General features: G+C 71.6%; 13 protein-coding genes. 8 read left to right on the top strand and 5 right to left on the bottom strand.

What is annotated here, in order from left to right; translation table 11 throughout:
* Positions 1–398 precede the first annotated feature (398 nt).
* Both glnA and BU204_RS33700 read right to left on the bottom strand, forming a co-directional pair.
* Positions 399–1,742: a type I glutamate--ammonia ligase gene (glnA, locus tag BU204_RS33695; RefSeq protein ID WP_075129860.1), complete on the bottom strand. Its 1,344-nt coding sequence runs from the start codon at positions 1,740–1,742 to the stop codon at positions 399–401.
* A 23-nt stretch (positions 1,743–1,765) separates the two neighbouring features.
* On the bottom strand, positions 1,766–3,058 hold the full coding sequence (locus tag BU204_RS33700) for an MFS transporter (protein WP_233160922.1): 1,293 nt from the start codon (positions 3,056–3,058) through the stop codon (positions 1,766–1,768).
* Positions 3,059–3,129: 71 nt separating this feature from the next.
* On the opposite strand from BU204_RS33700, the gene BU204_RS33705 reads away from it, so the two are divergent.
* The 3 genes from BU204_RS33705 to BU204_RS33715 are packed head-to-tail and all read left to right on the top strand — an operon-like array spanning position 3,130 to position 6,377.
* On the top strand, positions 3,130–4,086 hold the full coding sequence (locus BU204_RS33705) for a GlxA family transcriptional regulator (RefSeq protein ID WP_075129861.1): 957 nt from the start codon (positions 3,130–3,132) through the stop codon (positions 4,084–4,086).
* Positions 4,087–4,140: 54 nt separating this feature from the next.
* Positions 4,141–4,836, top strand: a complete 696-nt coding sequence (locus BU204_RS33710; protein ID WP_075129862.1) for an LppX_LprAFG lipoprotein — start codon at positions 4,141–4,143, stop codon at positions 4,834–4,836.
* Positions 4,836–6,377: an MFS transporter gene (locus BU204_RS33715; RefSeq protein WP_075129863.1), complete on the top strand. Its 1,542-nt coding sequence runs from the start codon at positions 4,836–4,838 to the stop codon at positions 6,375–6,377. The genes BU204_RS33710 and BU204_RS33715 overlap by 1 nt, the downstream gene beginning before the upstream one ends.
* A gap of 4 nt (positions 6,378–6,381) precedes the next feature.
* Here BU204_RS33715 and BU204_RS33720 read toward each other — a convergent pair whose 3' ends face one another.
* The gene (locus BU204_RS33720; protein WP_075129887.1) at positions 6,382–7,938 is read right to left on the bottom strand and encodes an alpha/beta hydrolase; all 1,557 of its coding nucleotides are present in this window, start codon (positions 7,936–7,938) and stop codon (positions 6,382–6,384) included.
* Positions 7,939–8,109: 171 nt separating this feature from the next.
* On the opposite strand from BU204_RS33720, the gene secA2 reads away from it, so the two are divergent.
* The 4 genes from secA2 (at position 8,110) to BU204_RS33740 (ending at position 13,998) form a co-directional block, all read left to right on the top strand.
* Positions 8,110–10,482 (top strand): accessory Sec system translocase SecA2, encoded by a 2,373-nt coding sequence (gene secA2, locus BU204_RS33725; RefSeq protein ID WP_075129888.1) that lies wholly within the window; start codon positions 8,110–8,112, stop codon positions 10,480–10,482.
* 41 nt (positions 10,483–10,523) lie between these two features.
* On the top strand, positions 10,524–12,227 hold the full coding sequence (locus BU204_RS33730; RefSeq protein WP_075129864.1) for an NAD+ synthase: 1,704 nt from the start codon (positions 10,524–10,526) through the stop codon (positions 12,225–12,227).
* Between the two features lie 142 nt (positions 12,228–12,369).
* Positions 12,370–13,254: a 3-methyl-2-oxobutanoate hydroxymethyltransferase gene (gene panB, locus BU204_RS33735; RefSeq protein WP_075129865.1), complete on the top strand. Its 885-nt coding sequence runs from the start codon at positions 12,370–12,372 to the stop codon at positions 13,252–13,254.
* Positions 13,255–13,371: 117 nt separating this feature from the next.
* Positions 13,372–13,998, top strand: coding sequence for a dihydrofolate reductase family protein (locus BU204_RS33740; RefSeq protein WP_075129866.1), 627 nt, complete (start codon positions 13,372–13,374; stop codon positions 13,996–13,998).
* A gap of 6 nt (positions 13,999–14,004) precedes the next feature.
* On the opposite strand, the gene BU204_RS33745 is transcribed toward BU204_RS33740, so the two are convergent.
* A complete protein-coding gene (locus BU204_RS33745) occupies positions 14,005–14,517 on the bottom strand; it encodes an SRPBCC family protein (protein WP_083661868.1) in 513 nt (170 codons plus the stop codon).
* Between the two features lie 66 nt (positions 14,518–14,583).
* Between BU204_RS33745 and BU204_RS33750 the strand changes: the two genes are divergently transcribed.
* Positions 14,584–15,036, top strand: a complete 453-nt coding sequence (locus BU204_RS33750) for a permease-like cell division protein FtsX (protein WP_075129867.1) — start codon at positions 14,584–14,586, stop codon at positions 15,034–15,036.
* Here BU204_RS33750 and BU204_RS33755 read toward each other — a convergent pair.
* Entirely contained in the window at positions 15,030–15,977 is a 948-nt protein-coding gene (locus BU204_RS33755) for a glutathione S-transferase family protein (protein ID WP_075129868.1), read from the bottom strand. The genes BU204_RS33750 and BU204_RS33755 overlap by 7 nt on opposite strands.
* Positions 15,978–15,995: the final 18 nt, after the last annotated feature.

The following is a 15,995-nucleotide window of genomic DNA, read 5'->3' on the forward strand; positions in this document are numbered from 1 at the left end:
AGCATTTATCGGCACACTGTTGAGTTCTCAAACAACACGCGCACATCCATCATGCCCCGCGATCAAGCGGACCAATCCAGAGACGCTCGTTGGTTTCCTGCGTTGTTGTGGATCCGTCACTCCCTACTTGGGAGGCCCCCAGGGCCTCGCTTGGGAGGAGAACCGGATCCCTGCGCCGCAACACTCTATCTGGTCCGATCCGCGATGTCAATCGCTTGGCCCAGCTCGCTGCCAGCCACTGAAGTGTATCACTGGCCTGCGGGTCGCGCCGTCCGGGTCTGGCTCGTTACTTCCGGGCCCGTCCGCCGCGCTGTGCGACGAGAGAAAAGTTAGCGACTTCGTCCGGACAAGTCAAATCGGCTGGTCAGACGCGGTATCCATGATCGTCGAGGGTCCCCTCAGAGCAGCGGGAGGAGCGTGCGGAGCTCGTAGGGCGTCACCGCGCGGCGGTAGGCGTCCCACTCGGCGCGCTTGTTCCGCAGGAAGAAGTCGTAGACGTGCTCACCGAGGGTCTCGGCGAGCAGCTCCGAGCTCTCCATCTCGGCCAACGCCTCGCCGAGGTTCTGCGGGAGCAGCGCGTACCCCGCCGCCCGGCGCTCGGCGTCGGTGAGCGACCACACGTCGTCCTCGGCCGCCGCCGGCAGCTCGTACCCCTCCTCGACCCCGCGCAGCCCGGCCGCCAGGATCACCGCGTAGGCCAGGTACGGGTTGCACGCGGAGTCGAGGCTGCGAATCTCCACCCGGCGGGAGGACGCCTTACCGGGTGAGTACATGGGCACCCGGACCAGCGCCGACCGGTTCGCATGCCCCCAGCACACCGCCGACGGGGCCTCGCCCCCGACGATCAGGCGCTTGTAGGAGTTCACCCACTGGTTGGTGATGGCCGAGATCTCCCTGGCGTGGCGCAGCAGCCCGGCGACGAACGCCTTCCCGGTCTTGGACAGCTCGTAGGGGTCCTCGCTGTCGTAGAACGCGTTGCGGTCGCCCTCGAACAGGCTCACGTGGGTGTGCATGCCCGAGCCGGGCTGGTCGGAGAAGGGCTTGGGCATGAAGGTGGCCCGCACCCCCTCCGTCATCGCGACCTCCTTGACCACGTACCGGAACGTCATGACGTTGTCGGCCATGGTCAGGGCGTCGGCGTAGCGCAGGTCGATCTCCTGCTGGCCCGGCGCGTTCTCGTGGTGGCTGAACTCCACCGAGATCCCCATCGCCTCGAGCGTCTCGATGGCGTGGCGGCGGAAGTGGGTGGCGGTCGCGTGGCTCGCCTGGTCGAAGTACCCGCCGTTGTCCGCGGGGACCGGCTCGCGCCCGTCCTCGTGCAGCTCGCTGAGCAGGAAGAACTCGATCTCCGGGTGCACGTAGCAGGTGAACCCGGCCTCGCTCGCCCGCGCCAGCGTTCGGCGCAGCACGTGGCGGGGGTCGGCCCAGGACGGCGAGCCGTCCGGCATCGCGATGTCGCAGAACATCCTGGCCGCGTAGTGGTGTCCCCCGGGGGTTTCCCACGGCAGCACCTGGAACGTCGCCGGATCGGGCCGGGCCACCATGTCCGACTCCGACACCCGGGCGAAGCCCTCGATCGCCGAACCGTCGAACCCGATCCCCTCCGCGAACGCGCCCTCGAGCTCGGCCGGCGCCACCGCCACCGACTTCAGCATCCCGAGCACGTCGGTGAACCAGAGCCGGACGAAGCGGATGTCCCGCTCCTCGAGCGTGCGGAGGACGAACTCCTGCTGACGATCCATGCCGGCAGCCTAGGTAGATCGTGTTAACGGCGTGTTTCGTCCCCGGCAGGATCACGGGTCGGCCGGATCGCCAGCGAGAGCGCGGCCGCCCCGACGCACAGCCCGCCGGCGACCAGCCAGGCCAGGTCGTAGCTCCCCCGCAGGTCACGCACCGCGCCGGCACCGACCGCCGCGATTGCCGCGCCGAGCTGGTGGGAGGCGAACACCCAGCCGAACACCACCGGTCCCCGGTCCCCGAACCGCTCCCGGCACAGCGCCACCGTCGGCGGCACGGTCGCGATCCAGTCCAGGCCGTAGAACACGATGAACACCCACATGCTCGGCTCGGTGTTCTCGGCGAACAGCGAGGGCAGGACCATCAGGGACAGCCCGCGCAGCGTGTAGTAGGCACCCAGCAGCAGCCGCGGGTCGACCCGGTCGGTCAGCCAGCCGGACAGGATCGTGCCGGCGACGTCGAACAGGCCGATCAGCGCGAGCAGCGAGGCCGCCGTCGTGTGCGGCATTCCGTGGTCGTGCGCCGCGGTGACGAAGTGGGTGCCGACCAGCCCGTTGGTGGACGCCCCGCAGATCGCGAAACCACCGGCGAGCAGCCAGAACGTCTTCGTGCGCGCGGCCTCTCGCAGTACCCGTACCGCCCGCGCGGCGCTGCTGCCGGTGGCGGCCACCGGCGCGGTGACCGGCCCCGGCGGCGCGCCGTAGGCGGTGGTGCCGACGTCGCTCGGGTGGTCCCGGAGCAGGGTCAGCACCAGCGGGACGACGGCGAGCGCGGCGACCGCGACGACCACCGACGGGGTCCGCCAGCCGTGGTCGGTCGCGAGCGCCGCGACCAGCGGCAGGAACACGAGCTGACCGGTCGCTCCCGCCGCGGTGAGCAGGCCGCTGACCAGCCCGCGGCTGCGGACGAACCAGCGCCCGGTGACCGTGGCCACGAAGGCCATCGACATCGAGCCGGTGCCGACGCCGACCAGGACACCCCAGCACAGCAACAGCTGCCAGCTCGCGGTCATGAAGACGGTGAGGCCGCTGCCCGCGGCCACCAGAACCAGCGCGCCGGCCACGACCCGACGCATCCCGAGCCGGTCCATCAGCGCGGCGGCGAACGGCGAGATCAGGCCGAACAGCACGAGGTTGATCGACACCGCGGCCGAGATCGTCGCCCTGGGCCAGCCGAACTCGTCGTGCAGCGGGTCGATCAGCACGCTGGGCACCGCCCGGAAGCCCGCCGCGCCGATCAGCGTGACGAACGCGGCCAATGCCACCCACCAGGCCCAGTGCACCCTGGGCAGCTGCCGCGCCCGCGGCGCAAGTTGAGTCACGTCAGCGATCCTCGCCGCCGCGACGGCGCTCGACGAGTGGCCAGATCGCCACAATGTGAAAGAATCCGGCCATGCATGAGGTCGCCGTCCTGGCCCTGGACCCTGTGATCGGCTACGACCTCGCCATCCCGCCCCAGATCCTGGGCGAGGCGAGCGACGAGAACGGTGACCCGCTGTACCGCGTCCGGGTCTGTGGGCTGAACACCTCACCCGTCCGGGTGCGGGCCGGCTACACGCTGGTGCCCGACCACGGGGTGGAGATCCTCGCCGAGGCGGACACCGTGATCGTGCCCGGCACCCAGGTGAAGGGCCCGCGGAGCACGGGTGAGCTGCCGGCCGAGATCGCCTCGGCCCTCGCCGGGCTCCGCCCGGGGACCAGGGTCATGTCGATCTGCACCGGCGCGTTCGTGCTCGCCGCGGCCGGCCTGCTCGACGGACGGCCGGCGACCACCCACTGGGCGCACGCGGACACCTTCCGCCGGCTCTACCCCCGGGTCCTGCTGGACGAGGACGTGCTGTTCGTCGACGACGGGGACGTGCTGACCTCCGCCGGGCTCGGCGCTGGTGTCGATCTCTGCCTGCACGTCGTGCGCCGCGACCACGGGGCCGAGGTGGCGAACCGGGCCGCGCGCTACTGCGTCGTGCCGCCGTGGCGGGAGGGCGGCCAGTCCCAGTACATCGACCGGCACGTCCCGGACGGCGGCACCGACGGCACCGCCCCCACCAGGGCGTGGGCCCTGCACCGGCTGGGCCAGCCGCTCGACCTGGCGACGCTGGCCGGGCACGCGCGGATGAGCGTGCGGACGTTCTCCAGGCGGTTCCGCGCGGAGACCGGCCTGTCCCCCGGCACCTGGCTCACCCAGCAGCGGGTGCGGCACGCGATGCACCTGCTGGAGTCGACCGACCTCACCGTCGACGTGGTCGCCGAGCGCTCCGGGCTGGGCACCGGAGCGTCGCTGCGCCAGCACATGCGGGCCACGGTCGGGGTCTCCCCGCTCGCGTACCGCAGGACGTTCCGGGCGGGATGACCCGGTTTACCCGACTGAGCGTCGCTCTCAGGAGGGCGGTTCTACGATTCCCGCATGACGCGCCGGATTCTGTCCGCTTTGCTCGCCCTCGCGGTGGCCGCGACCACCGCCTGCACCTCCGACGACTCGGGAGGCGACTCGCTGCCGGACGGGGCCGGGCTGCTCAAGGACGCCGCGGCCACCACCGCCGAGATCACCTCGGCGCACTTCACGCTCGCGGTGAACGGCGATGTGCCCGGGCTGGACGTGGACAAGGCGGAGGGTGACCTGACCCGTGAGGGCGGCGGGAGCGGCGCCGCCCGGGGCACGGTCTCGATGACGCTGCTCGGTCAGCTCTTCGAGGGCGAGTTCGTGCTGGTCGACGACAAGGTGTGGATCAAGGGGCCGACCGGCGACTACCAGGAGCTGCCGGCCTCGATCATCGCGAACCTCTACGACCCGGCGGCGATCCTGGATCCCGAGCGCGGCGTGGCCAACGTGCTGTCCAACGTCCGCGAGCCCAGGACCGAGGGCGCCGAGGACATCGACGGCGTGTCCACCTACCGGGTGAAGGGCAAGGCCACCCGGGACGTGATCGCCCCGCTGGTGCCCGGCGTCGACTCCGACGTCGACATCACGTTCTGGGTCAGCCAGGACGACGGCCACCAGCCGGTGAAGGCGAGCGTCGCGGTGCCGGCGGAGGGCTCGCCGACCGTGGACGTGACGCTGTCCGAGGTGGGCAAGCAGGTCGACATCACCCCGCCGCAGTGATGGCGGCCCCGACCTCGGAGACGGGCACCGAGCCGGCGCCGGCCGCCGGGCGCGGGCGGGCCGTCGCGATCGGCGCCGGCGGGCTCGCCGTGCTGCTGGGGGCGCTGGACACCTACGTCGTGGTCAGCGTGCTCCGGCAGATCATCGACGACCTCCAGATCCCGGTGAACCGGCTCGAACGGGTGACCCCGATCGTGACCGGCTACCTGCTCGGCTACGTCGCCGCGATGCCGCTGCTCGGGCAGGCGTCGGACCGGTTCGGCCGCAAGCTGCTGCTCCAGGTGTGCCTGGCCGGCTTCATCGTCGGGTCGGTGCTCACCGCGACCGCCGGGGACCTGTTCATGCTGGTGACCGGGCGGGTGGTGCAGGGCGTGGCCAGCGGCGCGCTGCTGCCGGTGACGATGGCCCTGGCCGCGGACCTGTGGGCGGCGCACCGACGTTCGGCCGTGCTGGGCGCGGTCGGCGCGGCCCAGGAGCTGGGGTCGGTGCTGGGTCCGCTCTACGGCATCGCGATCGCCGCGGTCGCCGGCTGGCGCGGGGTGTTCTGGGTGAACGTGCCACTGGCCGTGCTGGCGATGGTCGCCGTGCACCTCACCGTTCCGGCCGTCCGCTCGGCGACCCGCTCCGCGGTGGACGTGGTCGGTGCGGCGCTGCTGACGGTGGTGCTCGGGCTCGCGGTGGTCGGCCTCTACAACCCCGAGCCGCGCGACCGGGTCCTCCCGCCCTGGGGGCCACCGCTGCTGGTCGGCGCCCTGGTGGCGCTGGTGTGCTTCGTCGTGTGGGAGCGGCGGTCCCGGACCAAGCTGATCGACACCCGCGGGGTCTCGATCGGGCCGTTCCTGGCCGCGCTGGGCGCGAGCCTCGCCGCCGGCGCGGCGCTGATGGTCACGCTGGTCAACGTCGACCTGTTCGCCCAGACGCTGCTCGGCCGCGACGACACGGGCAGCGTGCTGCTGCTGGTGCGGTTCCTGGTCGCGCTGCCGGTCGGGGCGTTGCTCGGCGGATGGCTGGCCGGCCGGTTCGGCGACCGGTGGCCGGCGGTGGCGGGCATGCTGGTCGCGGCGGCCGGGTTCCTGCTGATCTCGGGCTGGCCGGTGGACGTGCTGGCGGCCCGGCACGATCTCGGCTTCGTGTCGCTGCCGCGGCTGGACACCGACCTCGCGGTGATCGGTCTCGGGCTCGGGCTCGTGATCGCGCCGCTGTCGGCCGCCGCGCTGCGCGTGGTCCCGGTGTCCCAGCACGGCGTCGCCGCCGCCGGCGTCGTCGTGGCCAGGATGACCGGCATGCTCGTCGGCGTGGCGGCGCTGGCAGCCTGGGGCCTGCACCGGTTCCACACGCTGACCGCGGAGCTGAACACGCCGCTGCCGTTCGGCAAGTCACCCGAGCAGGTGGAGCGGGAGGTGGCGGCCTACCGGGCGGCGGTGAACGAGGCCCTGCTCACCCAGTACACGGAGATCTTCCTGATCACCTCGTTCGTCTGCGTGGCGGGTGCGGTACTGGCCCTGTTCGTGACCGGCCGGGACCGCGGCACCGAGAGCTGAGCCCTCACTCCGTGCAGCGGGTGCCCTCCTGGGGCAGGGTGCCGTCCACCAGGTAGGCGCTCCCCGCCCCGTCGACGCACTCGTTGCCCTGCAGGAACACCGTGTGCTGGTTTGCCTCGAAGGTGAGCAGGCGCCCGCCGAGGGCCTTGGCCAGGGCGACGCCCGCCTGGTACGGGGTGGCGGGGTCGCCGGTGGTCGAGATCACCAGGGTCGGCGGCAGGCCCTCGACCTTGGGCAGGTGCGGCTGGCTGGTGTTGGGCACGGGCCAGAAGGCGCACGGGTCGCGCGCGGTGGTCGGCTCGCTGCCGTCGTCGAGGAACGGCGCGGCCTCCTTGTACCGCTCGTTGGTCTCCCGGATCACGTTCGGGTCGGTCACCCGGGGGTCGTCCACGCAGTGGATCGCGACGAAGGCGTCCTGGGTGGTCGAGTAGCGGCCGTCGGAGTCTCGTTCGAGGTAGAGGTCGGCCAGCGACATGAGCGTGGTCCCCTCGTGCTGGCGCAGTTCGTTCAGCCCGGTCTGGAGGTGCTCCCACAGCTGCTCGGAGTACAGGGCCTGGATGGTGCCGGTCGTGGCGTCGTCGTAGGACAGCGCGCGACCGTCCGGCAGGTCGATCGGATTCTCCGCCAGCGGCCGGATCATCGCCTGGTAGTCGGCGTTCGCGGTCTCGGCCGAGTCGAACGGGCAGTCGTCGCGGTCCAGGCACCAGGCGACGAAGTCGGTGAACGCCTCCTGGAAGCCCTTGGCCTGCGCCACGGCCTGGTCGGCCGCGTCCTGGGTGGGGTCGAGCGCACCGTCGAGCACCATCGCGCGGACGTTGCCGGGGAAGGTTTCGGCGTAGGTGCTGCCGATCCGGGTGCCGTAGGAGTAGCCGAGGTAGGTGAGCTTTTCCTCCCCCAGCGCCGAGCGCAGCACGTCCATGTCCCTGACCACGTCTCGGGTGCCGATGTTGGCCAGCAGCTCGTCGCCGAACTCGGTCCGCTGCGTGCACTTCGTGGCGTAGTCGCGGGCCTCCCGCTCGGTTTCGGCGACGCCGGCGGCGGAGGGGTCCAGCTCGTCGTCGTCGGCACGCTCGGCGTCGCGCTCCTGGCCGGTCAGACAGCTGATCGTGGGCTCGCTGGAGCCGACGCCCCGCGGGTCGAAGCCCACGAAGTCGAACCGCTCGGCGAGCTCGGAGTTCTCGGCGGCCAGCGCGGCCGCGGTGGACAGGCCGGCCACCCCCGGTCCACCCGGGTTGATCACCAGCGCGCCGATCCGGTCCTGCTCCGAGCTCGCCGGGTGGCGCAGCACCCCGATCCGGACGGTGTCACCGGTCGGGTCGGCGTAGTCCAGCGGCACGGTCAGCCGAGTGCACTGGAGGTCGGGACTCGACAGCGGCTCCGCGTCGAACTCGCTGGCGGAGTAGGACTCGCAGCCCTCCCAGTCGAGCCGCTGGCCGTAGAAGTCCGTCAGCCCGTCGGGTACGGCGCCGGCCGGGCCCCGGTTCTCCGCGAACGGCAGCGCAGGGCCGGAGGACCCCTCGATCGTCGACGTGCAGCCGCCGGCGAGGAGAACGAGCATCATGGCCATGGGGAGCGTGGCACGACGAGCAGACGGGGTCACGCCACGATCCTGCCACCGGGACGTGAATAGGCTGTGTTGGCAACGGGTAGGAACCAGCGGGCGCGGTGCACCGTTACCGTGCAGGGCAGTGAGCCGAGCGAACAAGGAGGTGAGCGTCGGGTGGCGGCGTTCATGCGACGCGTCAAGGACCGGTTCGGCCGCCTCCTGGACCGTCCGGCCACCGTCGACATCTCCCGGTACCAGGAGCTGCTCAAGAGCATCGAGTGGCGCGAGGCCAAGCTCGAGAAGCTCACCGACGAGGAGCTGACCGCCGCCGCGGCGGCACTGCGCACCGAGGAGTCCGACGAGGACACGGGCCACGGCAAGGGCCACGGCAAGGACGACAAGGGCTTCGACGAGAAGCACCTCGCCGAGCTGTGCGCGGTCGGCCGCGAGGCCGCCCGCCGGGCGCTCGGCGAGCGACCCTACGACGTGCAGCTGCTCGGGGTGATGGAGCTGCTCGCCGGGCACGTGGTCCAGATGGCGACCGGTGAGGGCAAGACGCTGGCCGGGGCGCTCGCGGCGGCGGGGTACGCGCTGCAGGGCAAGCCGGTGCACGTCATGTCGGTCAACGACTACCTGGCCCGCCGCGACGCGGAGTGGATGGGCCCGGTCTACGAGCTGCTCGGGGTCTCGGTGGGCTGGGTCTCGCAGACCTCGACGGCCGAGGAGCGGCGGGCGGCCTACGCCAAGGAGGTCACCTACGGCTCGGTCAGCGAGATCGGCTTCGACCTGCTGCGCGACCGCCTGTGTACCGACGTCGAGGAGATGGTCGGCCGCGAGCCGGGCGTCGTGCTGGTCGACGAGGCCGACTCGGTGCTGATCGACGAGGCGAAGGTGCCGCTGGTGCTGGCCGGCTCGTCGGCGGAGGCGGAGACCGACCCGGAGGTCGCCAAGATCGTCCGCACGCTGCGCCCGGGGGCGCACTACGAGCGGGACGAGGACGGTCGCAACGCTTGGCTGACCAGCCGCGGCGCCAAGATGGTGGAGAAGGCGCTCGGCGGGGTCGACCTGTACTCCGGCGAGCACAGCGACCGGTTGGCGGCGGTGAACGCCGCCCTGCACGCCCACGCGCTGCTCGAGCGGGACGTCGACTACATCGTCCGCGACGGCAAGGTGCACCTGATCAACAGCTCCCGCGGCCGGATCGCGCTGATGCAGCGCTGGCCGGACGGGCTCCAGGCGGCCGTCGAGGCCAAGGAGCGGCTGCGGCCGACCGAGAGCGGCGAGGTGCTCGACTCGATCAGCGTGCAGGGCCTGATCGGCCGCTACCCGGTGGTCTGCGGAATGACCGGCACGGCGGTGGCCGTCGCCGAGCAGCTGCGCGAGTTCTACCAGCTGCGGGTCGCGGTGATCCCGCCCAACACCGAGTGCGTCCGGGAGGACGAGCCGGACCGGCTCTACGACACGGTCGAGGCCAAGGAGGCCGCGATCGTGGCCCAGATCGCCGAGACGCACGCGACCGGGCGGCCGATCCTGATCGGTACCCGGGACGTCGCCGAGTCCGAGCGCCTGGCGAAGATGCTGGACGAGGCCGAGGTCCCGTGCGTGGTGCTGAACGCGAAGAACGACGCCGAGGAGGCCGCGATCGTGGCCGAGGCGGGCGCGTTCAACGCGGTCACCGTGTCCACCCAGATGGCCGGCCGCGGTACCGACATCCGTCTCGGCGGCAAGGACGGCGCCGACCACGCCAAGGTCGCCGAGCTCGGCGGTCTGCTGGTGATCGGCACGGGCCGCTACCAGTCCTCCAGGCTGGACGACCAGCTGCGCGGCCGCTCCGGGCGCCAGGGTGACCCGGGCGGCTCGGTGATGTTCGCCTCACTCGGCGACGACCAGGTCCTCCAGTACGCGCCGGACGCGACGGCCGGCGCGCCGCCGGACGACGAGGGCCGGCTGACCGACCCGACGACCCAGCGCTTCGTCGACCACGCGCAGAAGGTGTCCGAGGGTGTGCAGCTGGAGATCCACCGCAACACCTGGCGCTACACCCGCCTCATCGAGCACCAGCGCAGGGCCCTGCTCGAGCACCGCGACGAGCTGCTCACCACCGACCTCGCGGCGACCGAGCTCGCCGCGCTGTGCCCGGACCGCTGGAGCGAGCTGGCCGAGGAGTGGGACGCCGACGTGCTGGAGCGCGCGGCGCGGCAGGTGATGCTCTACCACCTGGACGAGCGGTGGACAGAGCACCTGGCGTTCCTGGCCGACGTGCGCGAGACGATCCACCTGAGGGCGCTGGCCAAGGAGACCCCGATCGACGAGTTCCACCGGACCGCGATCCCGGTGTTCAAGCAGATCCCGGACGAGATCGGCGAGCGCGCGGCGGAGACCTTCACAACCGTGGAGATCACCACCGAGGGTGCCGCGCTGGAGCAGGCCGGCCTGCGCCGCCCGTCCTCGACCTGGACCTACATGGTCCACGACAACCCGTTCGACACCGACGCCGAGCAGGCGCTGCAACGGGTCCGCGCGATGATCAAGAAGGTTCGGGGCGGCGCCCGGCGGTAGCACTTTTCGCCTCAGGAGCGAAAACATGGGAGAGTGGGGTCATGCCCCAACTCCGCATCGCGCTGGCACAGGTGAACACGACGGTCGGCGACCTGGACGGGAACGCCGCCCTGGTCCTGGAGTGGACCCGCCGGGCACACGGGGCGGGCGCGCACGTCGTGGTCTTCCCCGAGATGGCGCTGACCGGCTACCCCGTCGAGGACCTCGCGCTGCGCAGGTCCTTCGCGACGGCCGCCACGACCAGCCTGACGACGCTCGCCCGGCAGCTGGCCGAGGCCGGCTGCGGTGAGGTCGCGGCCGTGGTCGGCTACCTCGACCGCGACGAGGTCGGCCCGCGCAACGCGGTGGCCGTGCTGCACGACGGGCAGGTCGTCGCGACCCAGTTCAAGCACCACCTGCCCAACTACGGCGTGTTCGACGAGCGCCGCTACTTCGAGTCCGGCCAGACGCTGGACGTGGTGCGCGTCCACGGTCTCGAGATGGGCATGGTGATCTGCGAGGACATCTGGCAGGAGGGCGGGCCGATCGCGGCGCTCGGCCAGGCCGGCGTGGACCTCGTCGTCTCCCCCAACGCCTCGCCCTACGAGCGGGACAAGGACGACCAGCGGCTGCCGCTGGTGCGCCGGCGGGCGGCCGAGGCCGGCGCCCCCCTGGTCTACGTGAACCTCGTCGGGGGCCAGGACGATCTCGTGTTCGACGGCGACTCGATCGCCGTCGGCGCGGACGGGACCCTGTTGGCCCGCTCTCCCCAGTTCGTCGAGCACCTGTCGGTGCTCGACCTGGACCTGCCGGGCGGCGCGGCCCGCACCGACGGGGAGGTCGGCGGGTTCACCGTCACCCGCCGAACGCTGCACGAGGAGCCGCTGGCGCGCTACGAGCCGACCGGTGAGCCCGTCGTCTCCCAGCCGCTCGACGAGCTGGCCGAGGTCTGGTCGGCGCTGGTCGTGGGCCTGCGGGACTACGTGCGCAAGAACGGCTTCCGCTCGGTCGTGCTCGGCCTGTCCGGCGGGATCGACTCCGCGGTCTGCGCGGCGCTCGCCGTGGACGCGCTGGGTGCCGAGAACGTGTACGGGGTGTCCATGCCGTCGGTCTACTCCTCGGATCACTCCCGCTCCGACGCCAGCGAGCTGGCCGAGCGGACCGGGCTGCACTACGAGGTCCAGCCGATCGCCGACATGGTCGCCGTCTTCACCGGCCAGCTCGGCCTCACCGGGCTGGCCGAGGAGAACGTACAGGCCCGCTGCCGCGGCGTGACGCTGATGGGCCTGTCCAACCAGCACGGCCACCTAGTGCTGGCCACCGGCAACAAGACCGAGCTGGCGGTCGGCTACTCCACCATCTACGGCGATGCCGTCGGCGGCTTCGCCCCGATCAAGGACGTGCCCAAGACGCTGGTCTGGAAGCTGGCCGAGTGGCGCAACAGCCAGGCTGACGCGCCGATCCCGCCGAACTCGATCACCAAGCCGCCCTCGGCCGAGCTGCGGCCCGGCCAGCTCGACACCGACTCGCTGCCCGACTACCACCTGCTCGACAGCGTGCTCGAGGACTACGTGGAGGGCGACCGGGGTTACGCAGACCTCGTCGCGGCCGGGTTCGCACCGGAGCTGATCGACAAGGTGCTGCGGATGGTCGACGCAGCCGAGTACAAGCGCCGGCAGTACCCGCCCGGCACCAAGATCACTTTCCGCGCGTTCGGCCGCGACCGACGCCTGCCGATCACCAGCGGTTGGCGGGAGGGCAAGTAGCGCTGCCGGGACACTCGACCCGACATGTGAAGCTCGTCGCAGGTCGGTGTGCGTACCGGGGCGTGGTGCGACGCTGGATCGGTAAGCCATCCACAACACCCGGGGACCCGCGGCGCGGGCTTCGAGGGAAGGACGGTCGACAATGACGTCAGCAGCAACGCCCGCCGGTCAGCCCGGCGAGGTGGCCGCCCCGTACGGCACCGGAGCGGGTAACCCGCCGGCGAGGCCGGGCAAGCGGGTCCGCATCCACCACCTGCGGGAGCTCAAGGAACGCGGCGAGGCGTGGCCCATGCTCACCGCCTACGACATGTACACCGCCCAGCTGTTCGACGAGGCCGGGATCCCGGTCCTGCTGGTCGGCGACTCCGCGTCGAACAACGTCTACGGCTACGAGTCCTCGCTGCCGGTCACGGTCGAGGAGATGGTGCCGCTGGTCCGCGCGGTCACCCGGTCGGTCCAGCGCGCGCTGGTGGTGGCCGACCTGCCGTTCGGCTCCTACCAGCTCTCCCCGGAGCAGGCGCTGGCCACGGCCGTGCGGATGATGAAGGAGGGCCGCGCGCACGCGGTCAAGCTCGAGGGCGGCCGGGCGTTCGCCCCGCACGTCAAGGCGATCACCCAGGCCGGCGTGCCGGTGATGGGCCACATCGGGTTCACCCCGCAGAGCGAGCACAACCTGGGCGGCTACCGCGTCCAGGGCCGGGGCGACGCGGGTGCGGAGCTGCTCGAGGACGCGCTGGCGCTCGAGGAGGCCGGTGCGTTCTCGGTGGTGATGGAGATGGTGCCGGCGGAGGCGGCCAAGCGGGTGACCCACGAGCTGCGGATCCCGACGATCGGCATCGGCGCCGGGCCGGACTGCGACGCCCAGGTGCTGGTCTGGCAGGACATGCTCGGGCTGCGTCGCGGCAAGGCGCCCCGGTTCGTGAAGCGCTACGCCGACCTCGCAGGGGTCATGACTGGCGCGGTGGAGCAGTTCGCGGCGGAGGTCCGCGGCCGGCAGTTCCCCGCCCCGGAGCACGTCTTCCACTGAGGCGTTCGGCGTTCGGCGGTCGCCCCGGCGGCCGCCGAACTTTTTTTCGCGGGGTTGTCGATCGCCGCGGGGCTCGCTCGACGCGTCGTCGAGATCCAACACGGAGGAGACAACACCATGAGCACGATCGTGATCCAGACGTTCCTGACGCTCGACGGCGTGATGCAGGCACCCGGCGGGCCGGAGGAGGACACGAGCGGGAACTTCACCCACGGCGGCTGGCACGCCCCGCACTTCGACGAGGCGCTGGGCGAGGCCGTCGGCGGCTGGACGGCGGGCGCCGAGGGACTGCTGCTGGGCCGGCGTACCTACGACATCTTCGCCGCGCACTGGCCGCGTGTGCCGCAGGACCACCCGGACGTGGAGGTGGCCCGGATCCTGAACTCGCTGCCCAAGTACGTCGCCTCGCGCACCCGCACCTCGCTGGAGTGGCAGAACTCCACGCTGCTCGGCGACGACGTGCCGGCCGCCGTCGCGAAGCTGCGGGAGCAGCCCGGGGGCGAGATCCACGTCATCGGCAGCGGCGACCTCGCCCAGACGCTGATCCGGCACGACCTGGTCGACGAGTACCGCCTGACGATCGCCCCGGTGGTGCTGGGCAGCGGCCGGCGACTGTTCGCCGAGGGCGCCGTGCCCACCGGGCTGAAGCTCGTCGAGTCGTCGACCACCCCGGCCGGCGTGCTCGTCTGCGTCTACCGCCGCTCGGGCGAGGTCGGCTACGGCTCGTTCGCCCTGGAGAACTAGGCCGAGCTAGGCCGAGCCGGGTCGGTGCTCGAGGTGGGCCTTCAGGCGTCGGAGGGTGGTGGCGATGTTGGCGGCGTTGGTGCCGGCCCGGTCCGGTTCACCGGTGATCGCGATGGCCATCGGGACGAACCAGCGGGGTACGCGCAGCCAGTTGCGGACGCTGACCCGGCACCCGCTCCCCTCCGGCGTCACCTCGTACTCCCAGCGGGAGATCGGCACGAGGAACGGGGTGCGCACCCGGTAGGCGAACCGGCGGCCGGGTTCGAGGTCGGTGACCTGGGCGTGGGTGACCCAGCGGCGCCAGCCGTTGCGGTTGCTGCCGGCGAACCAGGCCCCGACCGCCGGCCCGGTCGCCCCGCGCAGCCAGCGCACCCGGCGCAGCTCCTCGGCGAAGGCCACCATCGCCACGGGATCGCTCACGACGTCGAACACGACCTCCGGGGCCGCGTCCACCGACACCGCGCCGGTGGCCAGCGGCTCGGTCCAGGTCAGTTTGTTCCTTGGGTTGGCCGTTTTCACCGCGCACCTCCTGATTTACTGTGCGTCATGTCGGAGCCGTCGGACTTCCCTCCTTCGGGTGAACCTGTGTCTGCACGGCGCTCGTCCCGGGTCCAGCTCGCGGTCGTCGCGGTGGTGTCGATGCTCGTCGGAGCGCTCGTCGCGACCGGGGTGGCCCTCTACCTCACCCGGGACCAACGCGAGTACGTGGTCACCGCCTACCTGCGCGTCGACGCGACCGAGGAGCAGAAGGCGGAGGTCCAGGCCGCGATGACCGGCCTGAAGCCGGCGGGCGAGATCGAGTTCGAGAACCGCGACGAGGCGTGGCGGAAGTTCCAGGAGTACTTCAAGGACCAGCCCGAGCTCCTCGCGACGGGGCGCCGCGAGGCCATGCCGGAGTCCTTCAGGCTCACCACCGCGGACACGGCGTTCACCTGCTCGCTGCTGGACCCGATCCGCGACCTCGACGGGGTGGACGAGCTCCACGTGCACCAGAAGCCGAACGACGAGGTCCTCCCCGCCACCATCTTCTGTTACTGACCGACCCGCTCGCGGCCGTGCGGCTCGTCCCACCCGGAGAGGTCGGGACCCTGCGGGACGATCCTGGTCGGGTTGATCGCGTCGTGGGTGGCGTAGTAGTGGCGCTTGATGTGGTCGAAGTCGACGGTCTCGCCGAAGCCGGGGGTCTGGTACAGGTCGCGCGCGTAGGCCCAGAGCACCGGCAGCTCGGTGAGCTTGTGCCGGTTGCACTTGAAGTGGCCGTGGTAGACCGCGTCGAACCGGACCAGCGTGGTGAACAGGCGGATGTCGGCCTCGGTGATGGTGTCGCCGACCAGGTACCGCTGCCCCGACAACCGCTCGGAGAGCCGGTCGAGCTCGCCGAACAGCGCGGTGAACGCCTCGTCGTAGGCCTCCTGCGAGGAGGCGAAGCCGCAGCGGTAGACGCCGTTGTTGACGTTGCGGAAGATCGGTTCGACGACCTCGTCGATCTCCGCACGGCGGGCTTCCGGGTACAGGTCGGGTGCTCCCGGCTTGTGGAACTCGCGCCACTCGGTGGAGAGGTCCAGGGTGATCCGCGGGTAGTCGTTGGTGACGACCTTTCCCGACTCGACGTCCACGATGCAGGGCACGGTGACCCGGCCGCTGAAGTCCGGGTCGGTGCGCAGGTAGGCCTGCGACAGGTACTCGATGCCGAGCACCGGGTCGCGGCCGCCCTCGTCGAGGGTGAACCGCCAGCCCTTCTCGTCCCGGATGGGGTCGACCACGGCGAGCGAGATCGCGTCGGTCAGCCCGAGCAGACCGCGCACGATGATCGAGCGGTGCGCCCACGGGCAGGCGAGGCACACCACGAGCCGGTACCGGCCCGGTTCGGCGCGCCAGCCCGAGGACCCGTCCGCCGTGATCCGCTCGGTGAACCGGTTGGCCTGCCGCACCCACTCGCCTCGCTTCGAGGTTTCCTTCTCGAACTGCGCAGTCGTCATACCTCGAGGCTAGGCGCC

This window comes from Actinophytocola xanthii (genome assembly GCF_001921205.1).
In the GTDB taxonomy this organism is placed as follows: domain Bacteria; phylum Actinomycetota; class Actinomycetes; order Mycobacteriales; family Pseudonocardiaceae; genus Actinophytocola; species Actinophytocola xanthii.